This window comes from Bacillus sp. AR4-2 (genome assembly GCF_008274865.1).
Lineage (GTDB): Bacteria > Bacillota > Bacilli > Bacillales > Bacillaceae_G > Bacillus_A > Bacillus_A cereus.
In genome coordinates this window covers 90,001-106,492 of record NZ_CP031062.1, presented here as the reverse complement: position 1 = coordinate 106,492, position 16,492 = coordinate 90,001, and the positions used below count along the sequence as shown (strand labels likewise).

Genomic DNA, 16,492 nt, shown 5'->3' with positions numbered 1-16,492 from the left:
TTATCCTCTTTTCCATCTTGTACCTTGAGCGGTATCTTCTAAAATAATATTACGTTCTTTTAAATCGTCACGAATTTGATCAGACAATGCAAAATCACGATTTTTACGAGCTTCAATGCGCTTTTGGATAAGCTCTTCAATTTCTTCATCCAGTAATTCTTCTTTTGATAATTCTAATCCTAAAATATCAAATAACGTTTCCAGTTGTTTTACGTATGCTTCAATCACAACTTTAGATGTATGCTCTTCAAGTAAATATTGATTTGCATGATTTGCTACGTTGTATAATTCGGTAATTGCATTTGCAGTGTTAAAGTCATCATTCATTGCCTCTTCAAATGCAGTCTGGAATTTCTCTATTTCAGCTAACCATTTCTCATTATGGTCCGTTAAATCCGTACTACTCTCCATACGATGCTTTAAGTTTCCATAAGCTGTTTTAATTCTTTCCAGTCCATTATTCGTACTTTGTAATAACTCTTCACTAAAGTTAATCGGGTGACGATAGTGTACTGATAACATAAAGAATCTAATTAACTGCGGGTCGTATTGCTTAATAATATCGTGAACTAAAATAAAGTTACCCAGCGATTTAGACATCTTCTCATTGTTAATATTAATATATCCATTATGCATCCAGTAACGTGCAAACGTTTTTCCAGTCAATGCTTCTGACTGCGCAATTTCATTTTCATGATGCGGGAATGCCAAGTCTTGACCACCAGCATGAATGTCAATTGTATCCCCTAAGTACTTACGCGCCATTGCTGAGCATTCAATATGCCATCCTGGACGTCCTTGCCCCCAAGGGCTTTCCCAGAAGATTTCTCCTTCTTTCGCAGCTTTCCATAAAGCAAAATCAAGAGGGTCTTGTTTCTTTTCCCCTACCTCAATACGAGCACCGTGACGTAAATCTGCGATTGGTTGATGTGATAATTTACCGTAACCTTCGAATTCCTTCGTCTTAAAGTACACATCACCCTCTGATTCATATGCATACCCTTTATTCACAAGTTCTTGAATAAATTCAATAATGATATCCATATTTTCTGTTACACGAGGATGAACTGTTGCGTGTTTGCAACCTAGTGCTGTTACATCTTCAAAGTACGCTTCAACAAAGCGATCAGCAATTGTCGGTACATCTTCACCTAATTCATTTGCCGCTTTAATTAATTTATCATCTACATCCGTAAAGTTAGATACATATTGCACATCGTATCCTTTGTATTCTAAATAACGACGCACTGTATCGAATACCATAGGAGGCCTTGCATTCCCAATATGAATGTAGTTATAAACTGTAGGTCCGCATACATACATCTTTACCTTATTTTCTTCTAATGGAACAAACTCTTCTTTTTGACGTGTTAACGTATTATAAATGTGAATAGTCATTTTTATCCTTCCTTTCTACCTTTAATTCCAATTGTTTCTTCAATTTATCAAGTTCTACTTCCATAGCCTTTAATTTATCAAAAATCGGATCCGGAAGGTCAGAGTGATTTAATTCTTGACCAATCTTTACTCCATTTTGAATAACGACACGGCCAGGTATACCTACAACTGTAGAATGTGCAGGAACTTCTTTTAATACGACAGACCCCGCTCCGATTTTAGAATTCTCTCCCACAGTAATAGAACCAAGAACTTTAGCACCCGTCGCAATTAATACATTATCCTGAATTGTTGGATGCCTCTTTCCTTTTTCTTTTCCTGTACCACCTAATGTAACCCCTTGATAAATCGTTACATTATCACCAATTTCACAAGTTTCTCCGATTACAACTCCCATTCCATGATCTATAAAAAAACGTCGACCAATAGTTGCTCCTGGATGGATCTCAATGCCAGTAAAAAAGCGGCTCACTTGTGAAACAAAACGTGCAAGAAAGAAAAAATTTCTTTTATAAAAAGCATGTGCAATTCGATGGGCCCAAACTGCATGTAATCCAGAGTAAGTTAAAATGACTTCGAAATAACCTCTTGCCGCTGGATCCTGTTCAAAAACGACTTCAATATCTTCCCGAAGCCTCTTAAACATCGGTGTTCCCTCCCCTTTATGGGCTGCTTTTTTGTCGAGCGAACTAACTCCCCTAACTCATCACTTCTCCCCTAATTCTTTATATAAGGAGATAAATTCTATATTCATACCTATTTACACGGTATAAAAAAAAGGCGTCTCTGTCATATTGACAGAGACGCCTTTTAAGCGCGGTTCCACTCTGTTTAGGCTTAAAAAAGCCTCAAACTCATCCATGATAACGGTGTACACCGCTTCTGCTTACTTTGCGGCCTAAGACATCCCACGAAGCAATTCGCTGTTCAGCAGAAGACTCGAAGGGGCATTTCAAAAATCCGCTTATAAACCACTCCCAGCCTAAAGGTGGTTCTCTCTGTAAAAAGCCTGATTTTCTACTTCTCCTTCTCGTCGCTTTTCCTTATTAGGTTTTAGGTATACTTATTATATTTCTAAACCTAGAAAATGTTAACCAATTACTTTTTGAAGACGATTTAAAACTTTTTCTTTTCCAAGAAGTGCAATAGCATTCGGAAGCTCTGGACCATGCGTTTGTCCTGTAGTTGCAACACGGATTGGCATAAATAAATTTTTACCTTTATGTCCTGTTTCCTTTTGAACTGCTTTAATCGCTGCCTTAATTGCTGCTGGCTCCATTGCTTCTAGAGCTTCTATTTGACCAGCAAATGCACGAAGTACTTCAGGTACTTGTTCACCATTTAGTACTTCTTGTCCTTCTTCTTCATAATCAACATGATCTTTAAAGAACATTTCAGAAAGCTCTACAATTTCAGCTCCAAAACTCATTTGTTCATGGTATAAAGCAATTACATCACGAATCCAAGCTTGGTCTTGTTCGCTTAAAGTTTCTCCCACACGTCCAGCTTTCACTAAATGCGGTAAGCTTAACTCTACAACCGTATCTAAATCTTGCTTTTTCATATACTGGTTGTTCATCCATTTTAGTTTTTGAGAATCAAATAATGCAGGTGATTTTGATAAACGAGCTGCATCGAACATTTTGATAAACTCATCTTTAGAGAAGATTTCTTCTTCTCCTACCGGAGACCAACCTAGTAGTGCAATAAAGTTAAAGATTGCTTCTGGAAGATACCCAAGCTCTTTATATTGCTCAATAAATTGAATAATAGATTCATCACGCTTACTTAACTTTTTACGACTTTCATTAACAATTAGAGTCATATGACCGAATTGTGGAATATCCCAGCCGAAAGCTTCATAAATCATCATTTGTTTCGGTGTATTTGAAATATGATCATCACCACGAAGTACATGTGTAATTTCCATTAGATGATCATCTACTGCTACTGCAAAGTTATAAGTTGGAATTCCATCCTTTTTCACAATAACAAAATCACCGAAATCATTTGAATGGAACGCAACTTCATCTTTTACAATATCTTTGAATGTGTAGTCACGATCAGCTGGTACACGGAAACGAATACTTGGAATACGTCCCTCAGCTTCAAATTCTTTCACTTGTTCTTCAGTTAATTCACGGTGGTTACCTGCGTAACGAGGTGTTTCACCGCGAGCGATTTGTCCTTCACGCTCTGCTTCTAGCTCTTCTTCTGTCATATAACATTTATAAGCTAGACCACGCTCTAATAAATCTTCATATAATTTTTTATAAATATCTAAACGCTCTGTTTGGCGATATGGTCCAAATTCACCACCAACATCAACACCTTCATCCCAGTCCATACCGAGCCATTTCAAGTATTTTAATTGGCTTTCTTCTCCACCAGCCACGTTACGTTTTACATCAGTATCTTCAATACGAATAATAAATTTGCCATCTAAATGACGAGCAAATAAATAATTAAATAATGCCGTACGCGCATTTCCGATATGTAAGTGTCCTGTTGGACTTGGCGCGTAGCGCACTCTCACTTGCTTTTCCATAATTGGTACACCTTCCATTCTTAATGTCAACACATTCTATAATTGTACACCAAAAAAATGTGATTATCCATCTTACGAATTAAAAACCATTATTTTTTCTGTAATAAAACAACCGCTTGAGAAGCAATCCCTTCTTCTCTACCTGTAAATCCTAATTTTTCTGTTGTTGTTGCCTTTACATTAATGTTATCGATAGACGTTTCTAACAGTTCACTAATGCGCTTACGCATACTCTCAATATGTGGTGCCATTTTTGGTTTTTGAGCAATAATTGTACAATCTAAATTTCCTAACTCGTAACCTTGTTCACGCACAAATTCCCAAACTTTTTGTAACAATACAGCTGAATCTGCATCTTTAAAAGCTGGGTCTGTATCAGGAAAATGCTTTCCGATATCTCCTGCTGCAATCGCACCTAAACATGCATCAGCAATCGTATGTAACAATACATCTGCATCTGAATGACCGATTAATCCTTTCTCGTGTGGAATTGTAATTCCACCGATAATCAACGGGCGCCCTTCCGCAAATTCATGTACATCAAAACCTTGTCCAATTCGAAACATCCTTACTTCCTCCTTAAGCTAAACTACTGAGCTTTATGACTCTATATTATATCGCTATCCTTATAAAGAAAAGCCCGGCTGTTGCCGAGCTTTTCTTTATTAACACGTCATCAATGTTATTTCTTCTGAACACGTAGGAAACTTTCAGCAATTAATAGGTCTTCCGGAGTCGTCACTTTAATATTATAGTAACTCCCCTCTACTACACCTACTTGCTTCCCCACACGTTCTACGAGACTTGCATCATCTGTGCCAAGAAAACAACTTTGCTTTGCGCTTCTATGAGCTTCTAGCAAAAGAGAAACAGAGAATCCTTGTGGTGTTTGTACAGCGTTAAGTTGAGATCGCTCTACCGTTTCTACAACAACACCCTTCTCTACTTTCTTAACAGTATCTTTTACTGGCACTGCACAAATGGAAGCTCCATATTTTTCTGCTGCAGTTAATACATCGCGAATCACTTTATTCGTTACGAACGGGCGCGCCCCGTCATGCACAAGAACATATTCGACACCACTCGCATACTGAAGTGCGTTATAGACGCTATCTTGTCTTTCGGCTCCACCCTGAATGAATTGTACGTGCTTTTCAATCTGGTACTTCTGCATTAACTCTTCAAAATACGGGCGTTCTTCTTCGTTAATTGCCATAATAATACTTTTGCACGCTTTATCTTTTTCAAAAGCACGCAATGTGTGCACAATAATTGGTACTTCATCTATAAGTAAAAATAACTTATTTTTACCAGCACCCATTCGTTTTCCTTGGCCCGCTGCCGGAATAATTAATGTATACATATTAATAATCCTCTACTTATAATGCTTTTTCTAGCAATTTACGTTTTGCGAAAATCATACGACCAGCCGATGTTTGTAATACGCTAGTAACAAGTACGTCAAGTTGTGAACCCACATACTCTCTACCATCTTCTACTACAATCATCGTACCATCATCTAAGTATGCAACACCTTGATTTTGTTCTTTACCATCTTTCACAACATAAACACTTAATTCTTCACCAGGGAGTACGACTGGTTTAATCGCATTAGCTAAATCATTAATGTTTAACACCGTAACCCCTTGTAATTCAGAAACTTTGTTTAAATTGAAATCGTTTGTTACTACAGTTCCACCAGTGATTTTTGCCAACTTTACAAGCTTGCTATCTACTTCTTGGATATCATCGAAATCGCCTTCATAAATTTCTACCGGAATTGGCATCTCCTTTTGAATACGATTTAAAATGTCTAGCCCTCTGCGGCCACGATTACGCTTTAAAGCATCTGAAGAATCGGCAATATGCTGAAGCTCTTCTAATACGAATTGCGGAATGACAATTGTTCCTTCTAAAAACTTTGTTTGGCAAATATCTGCAATACGTCCGTCAATAATTACACTCGTATCGAGAATTTTCCAATGAGTCGTAGATTTTTCTGCTTCGACCTCTACCTCTTCATTCTCACTATTGTTTTTCTTCTTACCTCCGCGTTGGGGTAATGTAAATAATCCTAGCAATTCATTCCTCTTTTTAAATCCTACTTGGAATCCTAAATATCCAAGTAAAAGGGTGAAGAACACTTGCAACACCGTACTAATAACTGGAATTGTAAATTCACGAATTGGTATCAAAATTAAATATGCAACAATAAGACCAGAGATTAATCCTAATGTACCAAATAAAACATCTGCTACAGGCGCCTTTACAAGAGCCTCTTCAATATGCTTAATAAGTTGAACAATATAATCTACAAGCCAAAATGTTGTTAAAAATAAAATAATTGCACCAATAATTGCACGAACATACGATCCTTCCAACAAAGGAACCGCACCGATATCTAATACATTAATAATTTTTGGGATTAAGTAAATCCCTAACGCCCCCCCGATCACTAAAAAGAAGAGCTGTACAATCCGTTTTAACATCCAACCACCTCCTACTCATTATTAACCATTGTTTCGCTAATCAAAACGCCGAATGCAAAAGCGGACGTGTTTTTTTGTAAATAGTTTTATTTACCAATATATCATATCATATACCAAAAATGTTCTAGTGTCGTTATATTATAGAATCAATGTAATATTCTTAATTGTGTCTACTCATATAGAGATGCTCTTGAATTCTTTTTAGACCTTCTCGTATTTTCTTCGCTCTCACTTCTCCAATTCCTTCCACATCATCCAATTCATTAATAGTTGCTCGGCAAACACCTTGCAATGTTTTAAATCGATTAATTAAATTCTCGATAATAAGTGGCGGAACACGAGAAATCTTGCTTGTGATTCGGTACCCTCTAGGTGTCACACTTTCTTCTAAACTTGTTTGTCCTGGATAGCCAAGCAATTTAACTAAATCACTATCCTCTAAAAGTTGTGTATTTGCAAGATCTTGTAACTTTTTCAATATTTGATGATGGTCTTGTGTTTTCTCCTGGTGATAATCTTTAATTAACAATGCTGCCTCTGCCTCTAAATCAGCTAGTAATTCTGTAAGCTGTAAACGAATTAACCTACCTTCTGTTCCTAACTCATGAATATAGCTCAATATTTCATTTTTAATACGCAGCACCATTTCAACACTATGTAAAACGTGAACCACCTCGGACATTGTAACGACCTCTTCAAATTCTAGAATACCCAAATTCGTAATGCCGTCATTCCATACAGCCTTATATTTTTCTAGCGTTTGAATTGCTTGATTTGCCTTCGTTAAAATGACACCTATATCTTTTAATGTATAACGTAAGTTCCCTTGATATAGCGTAATTACATTACGTCTTTGTGAAATGGCCACAACAAGGCTGCCCGTCTGCTTTGCTACACGCTCTGCTGTTCGGTGACGCATACCTGTTTCAATAGAATCAATAGATGAATCCGGAACTAACTGTGCGTTTGCAATTAAAATTTTACTTCCAGTTTCATTTAAAATAAGTGCTCCATCCATTTTTGCTAATTCATATAAACTAGCAGGAGAGAATGCGCAATTAATATGAAAACCACCATCAACAATGCTTTTAATCTGCTCATTATACCCAAGAACAATTAGTCCCCCTGTTTGTGCGCGAAGTACATTATCTATCCCTTCGCGCAGTGGTGTTCCCGGGGCCACGAGCTGTAAAATATTAATTATACTTTTGACACGTTGCTTATTTTCTTCCATAGCCTAGCCTCCTAATGTCAAACGAAGCGCTTCTCCTAAATTAGAAACACCTACAACCTCAATCCCCTCTGGAATTGTCCACCCCCCTAAATTTTTTCTAGGAATGATAGCACGTTGAAATCCTAATTTAGCTGCTTCTTGTACACGTTGTTCGATTCTTGATACTCTTCTTATTTCTCCAGTTAATCCAACTTCTCCTATTACCGCATCAGTTGGTGCCGTAGATTTATCTCTAAAACTTGAAGCTATACTTAAGGCAACAGCTAAATCAATTGCCGGTTCATCTAATTTCAAACCACCAGCTACTTTTAAATACGCATCTTGATTTTGTAATAGTAAACCTGTTCTTTTCTCTAGTACCGCCATAATAAGCGAGACACGATTATGATCAATTCCTGTCGCCATTCTTCGAGGATTTCCAAAACTAGTAGGGGAAATTAATGCCTGTATTTCTACTAAAACTGGTCTTGTTCCTTCCATTGAGGCAACTACTGTTGAACCTGCAACTCCAACTGGTCTTTCCTCAAGGAAAATTTCAGAAGGATTTAAGACTTCTGCAAGGCCAAGTTCTTTCATTTCAAAGATACCCATTTCATTCGTAGAACCAAAACGATTCTTTACAGCTCGTAAAATACGATATGTATGGTGTCGATCTCCTTCAAAGTAAAGAACTGCATCGACCATATGTTCTAGCATACGCGGTCCCGCAATTGCACCTTCTTTTGTCACATGCCCTACGATAAAAATTGGGATTCCCTTTGTTTTTGCAAGTTTCATTAATTCTGCTGTACATTCACGTACTTGCGCCACACTACCAGGAGCTGATGTCACTTCAGGTAAATGTATCGTTTGAATAGAATCAATAACAACAAAAGCAGGATTCATCTCTTCAATATGTGCTGCAATACGCTGTAAATCTGTCTCTGATACAACAAATAGATTACTACCATTTACATGTAAACGATCTGCACGAAGTTTAATCTGCTTTGCTGACTCCTCACCTGATATATACAATACATCATATGAAGCATCTGCTAATTGCGAGGAAATCTGTAATAATAACGTTGATTTTCCAATCCCAGGGTCCCCACCAATAAGTACTAAAGATCCATCTACAATTCCGCCACCTAGTACACGGTTAAACTCCTGAAATTTTGTTTCAATACGTGCCTCAGACTTTGTTTCTACTTCTGTAAGACGTCTTGGTTTTGTTACTTCTGTTTGAATTGCATTTGCATAATTTAGGCGTCTGGATGATACAACGGGTTCCATCTCTTCAACAAGCGAATTCCATTGACCACACCCTGGACATTTACCCATATATTTTGGTGATTGATAACCACACTCTTGACATGTGAATTTTGTTTTCTTTTTAGCCATATCTTTTTATATTTCACTTCGCTTTCATCTATAAACATTTGACCTTCTCGTACAAGAAAGAGGGCTATCTCGTAGCCCTCTTAGTTTGTCTATACTTATTTTACCTTTTCAGCACTATGAATGACAAATGTTTCCCCTTCTACATCAAAGATAACTTTTTGCCCTTTCTCAATAGCACCTTTTAAAAGTTCTTCCGATAGTCTATCTTCTACATGCTTCTGAATTGCTCTACGTAGTGGACGAGCACCATATTCACGATCAAACCCTTTATCAGCAATAGCTGCAATCGCCCCTTCTGTTAATTGCAATTCAATTTCTTGTTCTTTTAAGCGATTCACTAACTGATTTACCATAAGAGTCACAATTTCTTGAATATGTTTTTTCTCAAGCATATGGAATACGATAATTTCATCAATACGGTTTAAGAATTCTGGACGAAATGCCTTTTTCAGCTCATCCATTACTTTACCTTTCATATCCGAATAATCACGGCTTTCATCTTGTACGTTAAATCCAAGATGTTTGTTACGTTTTAACGCCTCAGCACCAACGTTAGACGTCATAATAACAATCGTATTACGGAAGTCAACTGTACGTCCTTTAGAATCAGTTAAACGACCATCTTCCAATACCTGTAGTAAAATATTAAATACATCGGGATGCGCCTTCTCTACTTCATCTAATAGGACAACTGAATACGGCTTACGACGAACCTTCTCTGTTAATTGTCCGCCTTCTTCATACCCAACATATCCTGGAGGAGAACCAACTAAGCGAGAAGTTGAATGTTTCTCCATATACTCAGACATATCAATGCGAATCATTGCATCCTCATCACCGAACATAGATTCTGCCAATGCTCTTGCTAATTCTGTTTTACCTACACCTGTTGGCCCTAAGAAAATAAATGAACCAATTGGACGTTTCGGATCTTTTAGTCCTGCTCTTGCACGACGAACAGCTTTCGCTACAGCCACTACCGCTTCATCCTGGCCAATGACACGATCATGAAGAATGGATTCTAAGTTTAATAATTTATCAGTCTCTGTTTGTGCAAGTTTAGAAACAGGGATACGTGTCCATGTAGAAACGACATTTGCAATATCTTCTACCGTAACCTCTGAATTTTCTTTTCCTTGTTGCTCTTTCCACTGACGCTTTGTATCTTCCAATTTCTCACGTAAGCGTTGTTCCATATCACGTAAGGAAGCAGCCTTTTCAAACTCTTGACTTTGTACAGCCGCATCTTTTTCTTTTCGAATTTCCTCAAGCTTCACTTCAAGCTCTTTTAAGTTTGGTGGTGTTGTATAAGAGCGTAAGCGAACCTTTGAAGCAGCTTCATCAATTAAATCAATTGCTTTATCCGGTAAGAAACGATCCGTAATATAACGATCAGAAAGTTTTACAGCTGCATCAATTGCATCATCTGTAATAGACACACGGTGATGCGCCTCATAACGATCGCGTAAACCTTTCAAGATTTGAGTTGATTCTTCTAGACTCGGCTCATCAACATGAATTGGCTGGAAACGTCTCTCTAAAGCTGCATCCTTTTCAATATATTTACGATACTCATCTAAAGTTGTCGCACCAATACATTGTAATTCTCCGCGTGCTAAAGATGGTTTTAAAATATTTGATGCATCGATTGCACCTTCTGCTCCACCTGCACCGATTAATGTATGAAGTTCATCAATAAATAGAATAATATTCCCTGCTTGACGTATTTCATCCATTACTTTCTTTAAACGATCTTCAAACTCACCACGATATTTCGTCCCAGCTACCACTGTTCCCATATCTAGTGTCATAACACGCTTATCTCTTAACGTTTCAGGAACTTCATTATTTACGATTTGCTGTGCTAACCCTTCAGCAATTGCTGTTTTACCTACACCAGGCTCTCCAATTAACACTGGATTGTTTTTTGTTCTACGGCTTAACACTTCAATTACACGTTGAATTTCTTTACTACGTCCAATAACAGGATCCAAACGATTCTCACGTGCAACAACTGTTAAGTCGCGTGCTAAACTGTCTAGTGTCGGTGTATTGGCATTTGTCGATGAACCACCTTGGTGACCTGAACTTGCTTCGTTACTTCCAAGAAGTTGTAATACTTGTTGTCTTGCTTTGTTGAGGCTTACGCCTAAATTATTTAAAACACGTGCCGCTACACCTTCACCTTCACGGATTAAGCCAAGTAAAATATGTTCTGTTCCAACGTAAGAATGTCCTAGCTTACGCGCTTCATCCATAGACAATTCAATAACTTTTTTAGCACGAGGTGTATAATGTACAGTTTGAGAAGCTTCTGTTCCACGTCCAATTAACGCTTCTACCTCTTTTTGCACTTTTTCCGGGCTCAATCCAAGAGCAATTAACGCTTTTGCTGCAATTCCTTCACCTTCGCGTACAAGCCCAAGTAAAATATGTTCTGTTCCAATATTATTATGCCCAATGCGAATTGCTTCCTCTTGAGATAAAGCTAATACTTTCTGTGCTCTTTCTGTAAATCTTCCAAACATCATAGAAATCGCCTCCTACTTGCGCTTAGTTTTTTTCAATACGTAATCGCTCACGGATTAAGGTTGCTCTTCGATAATCTCTTTCTTCTGGTCCTAAAGGTCCTCCTGCATATTGTTGTAAAATACCTGGTTGCGTAAGAACCATTAGCTCAGTCAAAATATTTCTCGATATACCTTTTATATATCCTAGATCAATACCAAGTCGTACATCCGATAAGCAAGTTGCCGCTTCTGCAGATTGAATTAAACGACTGTTTGCTAGTATACCGTAAGAACGATAAACCTTATCTTCAAGCTCAATACTCGAATTTTGTACAATTAATTCTCTGGCCAATTTTTCTTGTTGTATAATTTGCTGCATGACACTCTTTAAATCTGCAATAATATCTACTTCGGATTTCCCTAGCGTCATTTGATTTGATACTTGAAATATATTACCTAACGCTTCGCTACCTTCACCGTATATTCCTCTTACTACTAACCCTAATTTTTGAATTACTTGTATAATACGGCTAATTCTTTTTGTTAAAACCAGCCCTGGTAAATGAATCATTACAGAAGCTCTTAATCCTGTACCAACGTTAGTAGGACAACTCGTAATATATCCAAGTGATTCATCAAAAGCATATTCAACCTCTTTCTCAATCCAATTATCTATTTGATTAGCGCTTTGAAGCGCCTTTGATAACTGTAGCCCTGGAAATAGGCACTGAATCCTAATGTGGTCTTCCTCATTAAGCATCACACTAATGTGTTCGCTTTCTGATAACAGACATGCTCCATATTCGGTCCCTGCGAGATTTGGACTAATTAAATGCTTTTCGACTAAAACTCTCCTTTGAAGAGGCGTTAATTCATTCATTTTTAATAATCCAAACTTCCCAAAGGGCTCTACCGATTTATTTATAAATTTCTTTTTAAATAATTCTTGAACCTGTTGAGCTTCCTCTTCGTTTTGCATAGTAGAAAATTGATATTGCTTAAAATTACGAGCCAAACGAATTCGACTACTTAAAACAATATCAGAATCAGGGCCATCCCCCTTCATCCATGGACTAATCGCTTCATTCATAATTTTGTCCAGTGACATAGAACTACTCCCCCTCTCTATGCTCACTAAGCTGAGTTTCAAGCCCTCGAATTTCATCTCTTACCTCAGCAGCTTTCTCAAACTCCTCATTCTGTACATATTGTTTCAGAATAAGTTTTAGTTCATCTAATTCTTTCTTTAAGTGGATATTTCCTTCCATTCGTTCCGGAATTTTTCCACAATGTTCTGTATGTCCACCATGAAGTCGCTTTAACAATGGGTTTAAGTGTCCTTTAAATGTATCGTAACAAGAAGCACAACCAAAGCGTCCCACTTTTGTAAAATGTTCATATGTCATCTTACAATCTGGACATCTTACTGTATTTGTATTTGAAAACCCGTTTTTTCCTTCTCCAAACATTGTTGATTCACCGTGTAATAAACCAGCAAATACATCATGAAATGAAAAGTTAGACTGTGATGATTGAAAGAAAGACGTATAGCCACTTTGCTCCGCACATTGCTCACAAAGATGAACTTCCGCCTTCTTCTCGTTGATTACTTTTGTATAATGTAAAGTTGCTGGTCTTATATTACAGTTTTGACAAGTCATCAATATCCCCACCTTTACAATAGGAACGATCTACCTCATGATACTTTTCATACATTACTAGATTGTCCTCTTTCCTTAATCCATTTAGATAAAAGTACATGCTCTTTTTCAAAACTTCTACAATATTTAACTGCCCTATCTTAATTATCATTCTTTTACAAAAGCTTTATTTATTTATATTTCAGTGTTCTTAACATTGCGCATAATATTCGAGCCCTAAGTTCATCTCGAGAAGGAATATCCATTGATAATACAGAACGATCTAGTACACTTAACATTAGTTTTGCTTCACGGCCTGTTATAATTCCCTCTTCTAATAAACGTATAATCATACTCTCTGCATTCCCTTGTGCAACGCTATGATCAATCATATGAAGCATTTGATCAATAATGTCTATATCATCATGCAGTTTGACTTTTATAATGCGAATGTAACCTCCACCACCACGTTTACTTTCTACTATAAATCCTCTTTCTAATGTAAAACGGGTATTGATTACATAATTGATTTGAGATGGTACGCACTCGAATCGATCCGCAATCTCATTTCTTTTAATTTCAATCACATTATTATTACTTAAGTCAATAACTTGCTTTAGATATTGCTCAATGATATCAGATATATTTCTCATTTATCCGCCACCTTTATTGACTTTGACTATCTTTGACTTTAATTATATACGTATTAATAAAATTTGCAACTCTTTTGCTTATTCACTATCCTAGCCACATTCCCCTGCATTTAATCAAAATAGTAATTATTTAAGCACATTTTTTTAATTACTATGGATTATAAAAGAAAACACGAAAAAACACGAGTCATTTGACTCGTGTTTAGTTGCTTGGCGACGTCCTACTCTCACAGGGACAAGGTCCCAACTACCATCGGCGCTAGAGAGCTTAACTTCCGTGTTCGGTATGGGAACGGGTGTGACCTCTCTGCCATCATCACCAAACTATGAAGGCATATTCCTTCAAAACTAGATAACATTTGCTACATATTATATGGTTAAGTCCTCGATCTATTAGTATTCGTCAGCTCCACATGTCACCATGCTTCCACCTCGAACCTATCAACCTGATCATCTTTCAGGGATCTTACTAGCTTACGCTATGGGAAATCTCATCTTGAGGGGGGCTTCATGCTTAGATGCTTTCAGCACTTATCCCTTCCGCACATAGCTACCCAGCTATGCCCTTGGCAGAACAACTGGTACACCAGCGGTGCGTCCATCCCGGTCCTCTCGTACTAAGGACAGCTCCTCTCAAATTTCCTACGCCCACGACGGATAGGGACCGAACTGTCTCACGACGTTCTGAACCCAGCTCGCGTACCGCTTTAATGGGCGAACAGCCCAACCCTTGGGACCGACTACAGCCCCAGGATGCGATGAGCCGACATCGAGGTGCCAAACCTCCCCGTCGATGTGGACTCTTGGGGGAGATAAGCCTGTTATCCCCGGGGTAGCTTTTATCCGTTGAGCGATGGCCCTTCCATGCGGAACCACCGGATCACTAAGCCCGACTTTCGTCCCTGCTCGACTTGTAGGTCTCGCAGTCAAGCTCCCTTATGCCTTTGCACTCTACGAATGATTTCCAACCATTCTGAGGGAACCTTTGGGCGCCTCCGTTACACTTTAGGAGGCGACCGCCCCAGTCAAACTGCCCACCTGACACTGTCTCCCGGGTCGATAAGACCCGTAGGTTAGAATTTCAATACAGTCAGGGCGGTATCCCACCAGCGCCTCCACCGAAGCTAGCGCTCCGGTTTCAATGGCTCCCGCCTATCCTGTACAAACTGTACCAAAATTCAATATCAGGCTACAGTAAAGCTCCACGGGGTCTTTCCGTCCTGTCGCGGGTAACCTGCATCTTCACAGGTACTATAATTTCACCGAGTCTCTGGTTGAGACAGTGCCCAAATCGTTACACCTTTCGTGCGGGTCGGAACTTACCCGACAAGGAATTTCGCTACCTTAGGACCGTTATAGTTACGGCCGCCGTTTACTGGGGCTTCAGTTCAGAGCTTCGCTTACGCTAACCCCTCTCCTTAACCTTCCAGCACCGGGCAGGTGTCACCCCCTATACTTCGCCTTACGGCTTCGCAGAGAGCTGTGTTTTTGCTAAACAGTCGCTTGGGCCTATTCACTGCGGCTTTCCGTTAAGAAAGCACCCCTTCTCCCGAAGTTACGGGGTCATTTTGCCGAGTTCCTTAACCAGAGTTCTCTCGCACACCTTAGGATTCTCTCCTCGCCTACCTGTGTCGGTTTGCGGTACAGGCACCTTTTATCTCGCTAGAAGCTTTTCTTGGCAGCGGGGAATCAAAGACTTCGCTCCATAAGGAGCTTCCCCATCACAGCTCAGCCTTCACGATAAGCGGATTTGCCTACTTATCAGCCTAACTGCTTGGACGTGCACAACCAATCGCACGCTTCTTCTATCCTTCTGCGTCCCTCCATTGCTCAAACGATAAAGAGGTGGTACAGGAATATCAACCTGTTGTCCATCGCCTACGCCTGTCGGCCTCGGCTTAGGTCCTGACTAACCCTGAGCGGACGAGCCTTCCTCAGGAAACCTTAGGCATTCGGTGGACGGGATTCTCACCCGTCTTTCGCTACTCATACCGGCATTCTCACTTCTAAGCACTCCACCAGTCCTTACGGTCTGACTTCACTGTCCTTAGAACGCTCCCCTACCACTGATACCATTGGTATCAATCCGCAGCTTCGGTGGTGTATTTAGCCCCGGTACATTTTCGGCGCAGAGTCACTCGACTAGTGAGCTATTACGCACTCTTTAAATGGTGGCTGCTTCTAAGCCAACATCCTAGTTGTCTAAGCAACTCCACATCCTTTTCCACTTAATACACACTTTGGGACCTTAGCTGGCGGTCTGGGCTGTTTCCCTTTTGACTACGGATCTTATCACTCGCAGTCTGACTCCTAAGGATAAGTCATTGGCATTCGGAGTTTGACTGAATTCGGTAATCCGATGAGGACCCCTAGTCCAATCAGTGCTCTACCTCCAAGACTCTTACACTTAAGGCTAGCCCTAAAGCTATTTCGGGGAGAACCAGCTATCTCCAGGTTCGATTGGAATTTCTCCGCTACCCACACCTCATCCCCGCACTTTTCAACGTGCGTGGGTTCGGGCCTCCATTCAGTGTTACCTGAACTTCACCCTGGACATGGGTAGATCACCTGGTTTCGGGTCTACGACCACGTACTAAACGCCCTATTCAGACTCGCTTTCGCTGCGGCTCCGCCTCTTCA

General features: G+C 39.3%; 12 protein-coding genes, 2 rRNA genes and 1 other annotated feature (1 of these 15 cut by a window edge). All 14 genes read right to left on the bottom strand.

Translation table 11 applies throughout. The features are described 5' to 3' along the window. A complete protein-coding gene (cysS, locus tag DN399_RS00570) occupies window positions 1-1,398 on the bottom strand; it encodes a cysteine--tRNA ligase (RefSeq protein WP_000152276.1) in 1,398 nt (465 codons plus the stop codon). Beyond that, complete coding sequence (gene cysE, locus DN399_RS00565; RefSeq protein WP_000476497.1) at window positions 1,379-2,044, bottom strand: serine O-acetyltransferase; 666 nt, start codon at window positions 2,042-2,044, stop codon at window positions 1,379-1,381. Before cysE ends, cysS begins: the two co-directional genes overlap by 20 nt. 150 nt (window positions 2,045-2,194) lie before the next feature. Further along, window positions 2,195-2,441: a binding site (T-box leader), on the bottom strand. 47 nt (window positions 2,442-2,488) lie between these two features. Beyond that, entirely contained in the window at window positions 2,489-3,946 is a 1,458-nt protein-coding gene (gene gltX, locus DN399_RS00560; RefSeq protein WP_000415143.1) for a glutamate--tRNA ligase, read from the bottom strand. Between the two features lie 89 nt (window positions 3,947-4,035). Then, a complete protein-coding gene (ispF, locus tag DN399_RS00555) occupies window positions 4,036-4,512 on the bottom strand; it encodes a 2-C-methyl-D-erythritol 2,4-cyclodiphosphate synthase (protein WP_000488386.1) in 477 nt (158 codons plus the stop codon). Window positions 4,513-4,628: 116 nt separating this feature from the next. Next, window positions 4,629-5,309 (bottom strand): 2-C-methyl-D-erythritol 4-phosphate cytidylyltransferase, encoded by a 681-nt coding sequence (ispD, locus tag DN399_RS00550; protein ID WP_000288283.1) that lies wholly within the window; start codon window positions 5,307-5,309, stop codon window positions 4,629-4,631. A gap of 16 nt (window positions 5,310-5,325) precedes the next feature. Then, window positions 5,326-6,435 (bottom strand): PIN/TRAM domain-containing protein, encoded by a 1,110-nt coding sequence (locus tag DN399_RS00545; RefSeq protein WP_000919677.1) that lies wholly within the window; start codon window positions 6,433-6,435, stop codon window positions 5,326-5,328. 160 nt (window positions 6,436-6,595) lie between these two features. Beyond that, complete coding sequence (gene disA, locus DN399_RS00540; RefSeq protein ID WP_000392158.1) at window positions 6,596-7,669, bottom strand: DNA integrity scanning diadenylate cyclase DisA; 1,074 nt, start codon at window positions 7,667-7,669, stop codon at window positions 6,596-6,598. A 3-nt stretch (window positions 7,670-7,672) separates the two neighbouring features. Next, window positions 7,673-9,049, bottom strand: coding sequence for a DNA repair protein RadA (radA, locus tag DN399_RS00535; protein ID WP_001085202.1), 1,377 nt, complete (start codon window positions 9,047-9,049; stop codon window positions 7,673-7,675). 95 nt (window positions 9,050-9,144) lie between these two features. Next, window positions 9,145-11,580: an ATP-dependent protease ATP-binding subunit ClpC gene (clpC, locus tag DN399_RS00530; protein WP_000971184.1), complete on the bottom strand. Its 2,436-nt coding sequence runs from the start codon at window positions 11,578-11,580 to the stop codon at window positions 9,145-9,147. 22 nt (window positions 11,581-11,602) lie between these two features. After that, window positions 11,603-12,667, bottom strand: a complete 1,065-nt coding sequence (gene mcsB / locus DN399_RS00525; RefSeq protein WP_000050843.1) for a protein-arginine kinase McsB — start codon at window positions 12,665-12,667, stop codon at window positions 11,603-11,605. Window positions 12,668-12,671: 4 nt separating this feature from the next. Beyond that, a complete protein-coding gene (mcsA, locus tag DN399_RS00520; protein ID WP_000128399.1) occupies window positions 12,672-13,220 on the bottom strand; it encodes a protein-arginine kinase activator protein McsA in 549 nt (182 codons plus the stop codon). Between the two features lie 170 nt (window positions 13,221-13,390). Next, window positions 13,391-13,852 carry a transcriptional regulator CtsR gene (ctsR, locus tag DN399_RS00515; protein WP_001244558.1) on the bottom strand — a complete coding sequence of 154 codons (462 nt, stop codon included), beginning with the start codon at window positions 13,850-13,852 and terminating at the stop codon, window positions 13,391-13,393. A gap of 208 nt (window positions 13,853-14,060) precedes the next feature. Next, window positions 14,061-14,176, bottom strand: a 5S ribosomal RNA gene (gene rrf, locus DN399_RS00510). A 49-nt stretch (window positions 14,177-14,225) separates the two neighbouring features. Further along, a 23S ribosomal RNA gene (locus DN399_RS00505) occupies window positions 14,226-16,492 on the bottom strand (it continues 655 nt past the right edge of the window).

Excerpts from the sequence above, each read along its gene's own strand:
- cysS (WP_000152276.1), bottom strand. The coding sequence starts at position 1,398 with ATGACTATTCACATTTATAATACGTTAACACGTCAAAAAGAAGAGTTT.
- cysE (WP_000476497.1), bottom strand. The coding sequence starts at position 2,044 with ATGTTTAAGAGGCTTCGGGAAGATATTGAAGTCGTTTTTGAACAGGAT.
- gltX (WP_000415143.1), bottom strand. The coding sequence starts at position 3,946 with ATGGAAAAGCAAGTGAGAGTGCGCTACGCGCCAAGTCCAACAGGACAC.
- ispF (WP_000488386.1), bottom strand. The coding sequence starts at position 4,512 with ATGTTTCGAATTGGACAAGGTTTTGATGTACATGAATTTGCGGAAGGG.
- ispD (WP_000288283.1), bottom strand. The coding sequence starts at position 5,309 with ATGTATACATTAATTATTCCGGCAGCGGGCCAAGGAAAACGAATGGGT.
- DN399_RS00545 (WP_000919677.1), bottom strand. The coding sequence starts at position 6,435 with ATGTTAAAACGGATTGTACAGCTCTTCTTTTTAGTGATCGGGGGGGCG.
- disA (WP_000392158.1), bottom strand. The coding sequence starts at position 7,669 with ATGGAAGAAAATAAGCAACGTGTCAAAAGTATAATTAATATTTTACAG.
- radA (WP_001085202.1), bottom strand. The coding sequence starts at position 9,049 with ATGGCTAAAAAGAAAACAAAATTCACATGTCAAGAGTGTGGTTATCAA.
- clpC (WP_000971184.1), bottom strand. The coding sequence starts at position 11,580 with ATGATGTTTGGAAGATTTACAGAAAGAGCACAGAAAGTATTAGCTTTA.
- mcsB (WP_000050843.1), bottom strand. The coding sequence starts at position 12,667 with ATGTCACTGGACAAAATTATGAATGAAGCGATTAGTCCATGGATGAAG.
- mcsA (WP_000128399.1), bottom strand. The coding sequence starts at position 13,220 with ATGACTTGTCAAAACTGTAATATAAGACCAGCAACTTTACATTATACA.
- ctsR (WP_001244558.1), bottom strand. The coding sequence starts at position 13,852 with ATGAGAAATATATCTGATATCATTGAGCAATATCTAAAGCAAGTTATT.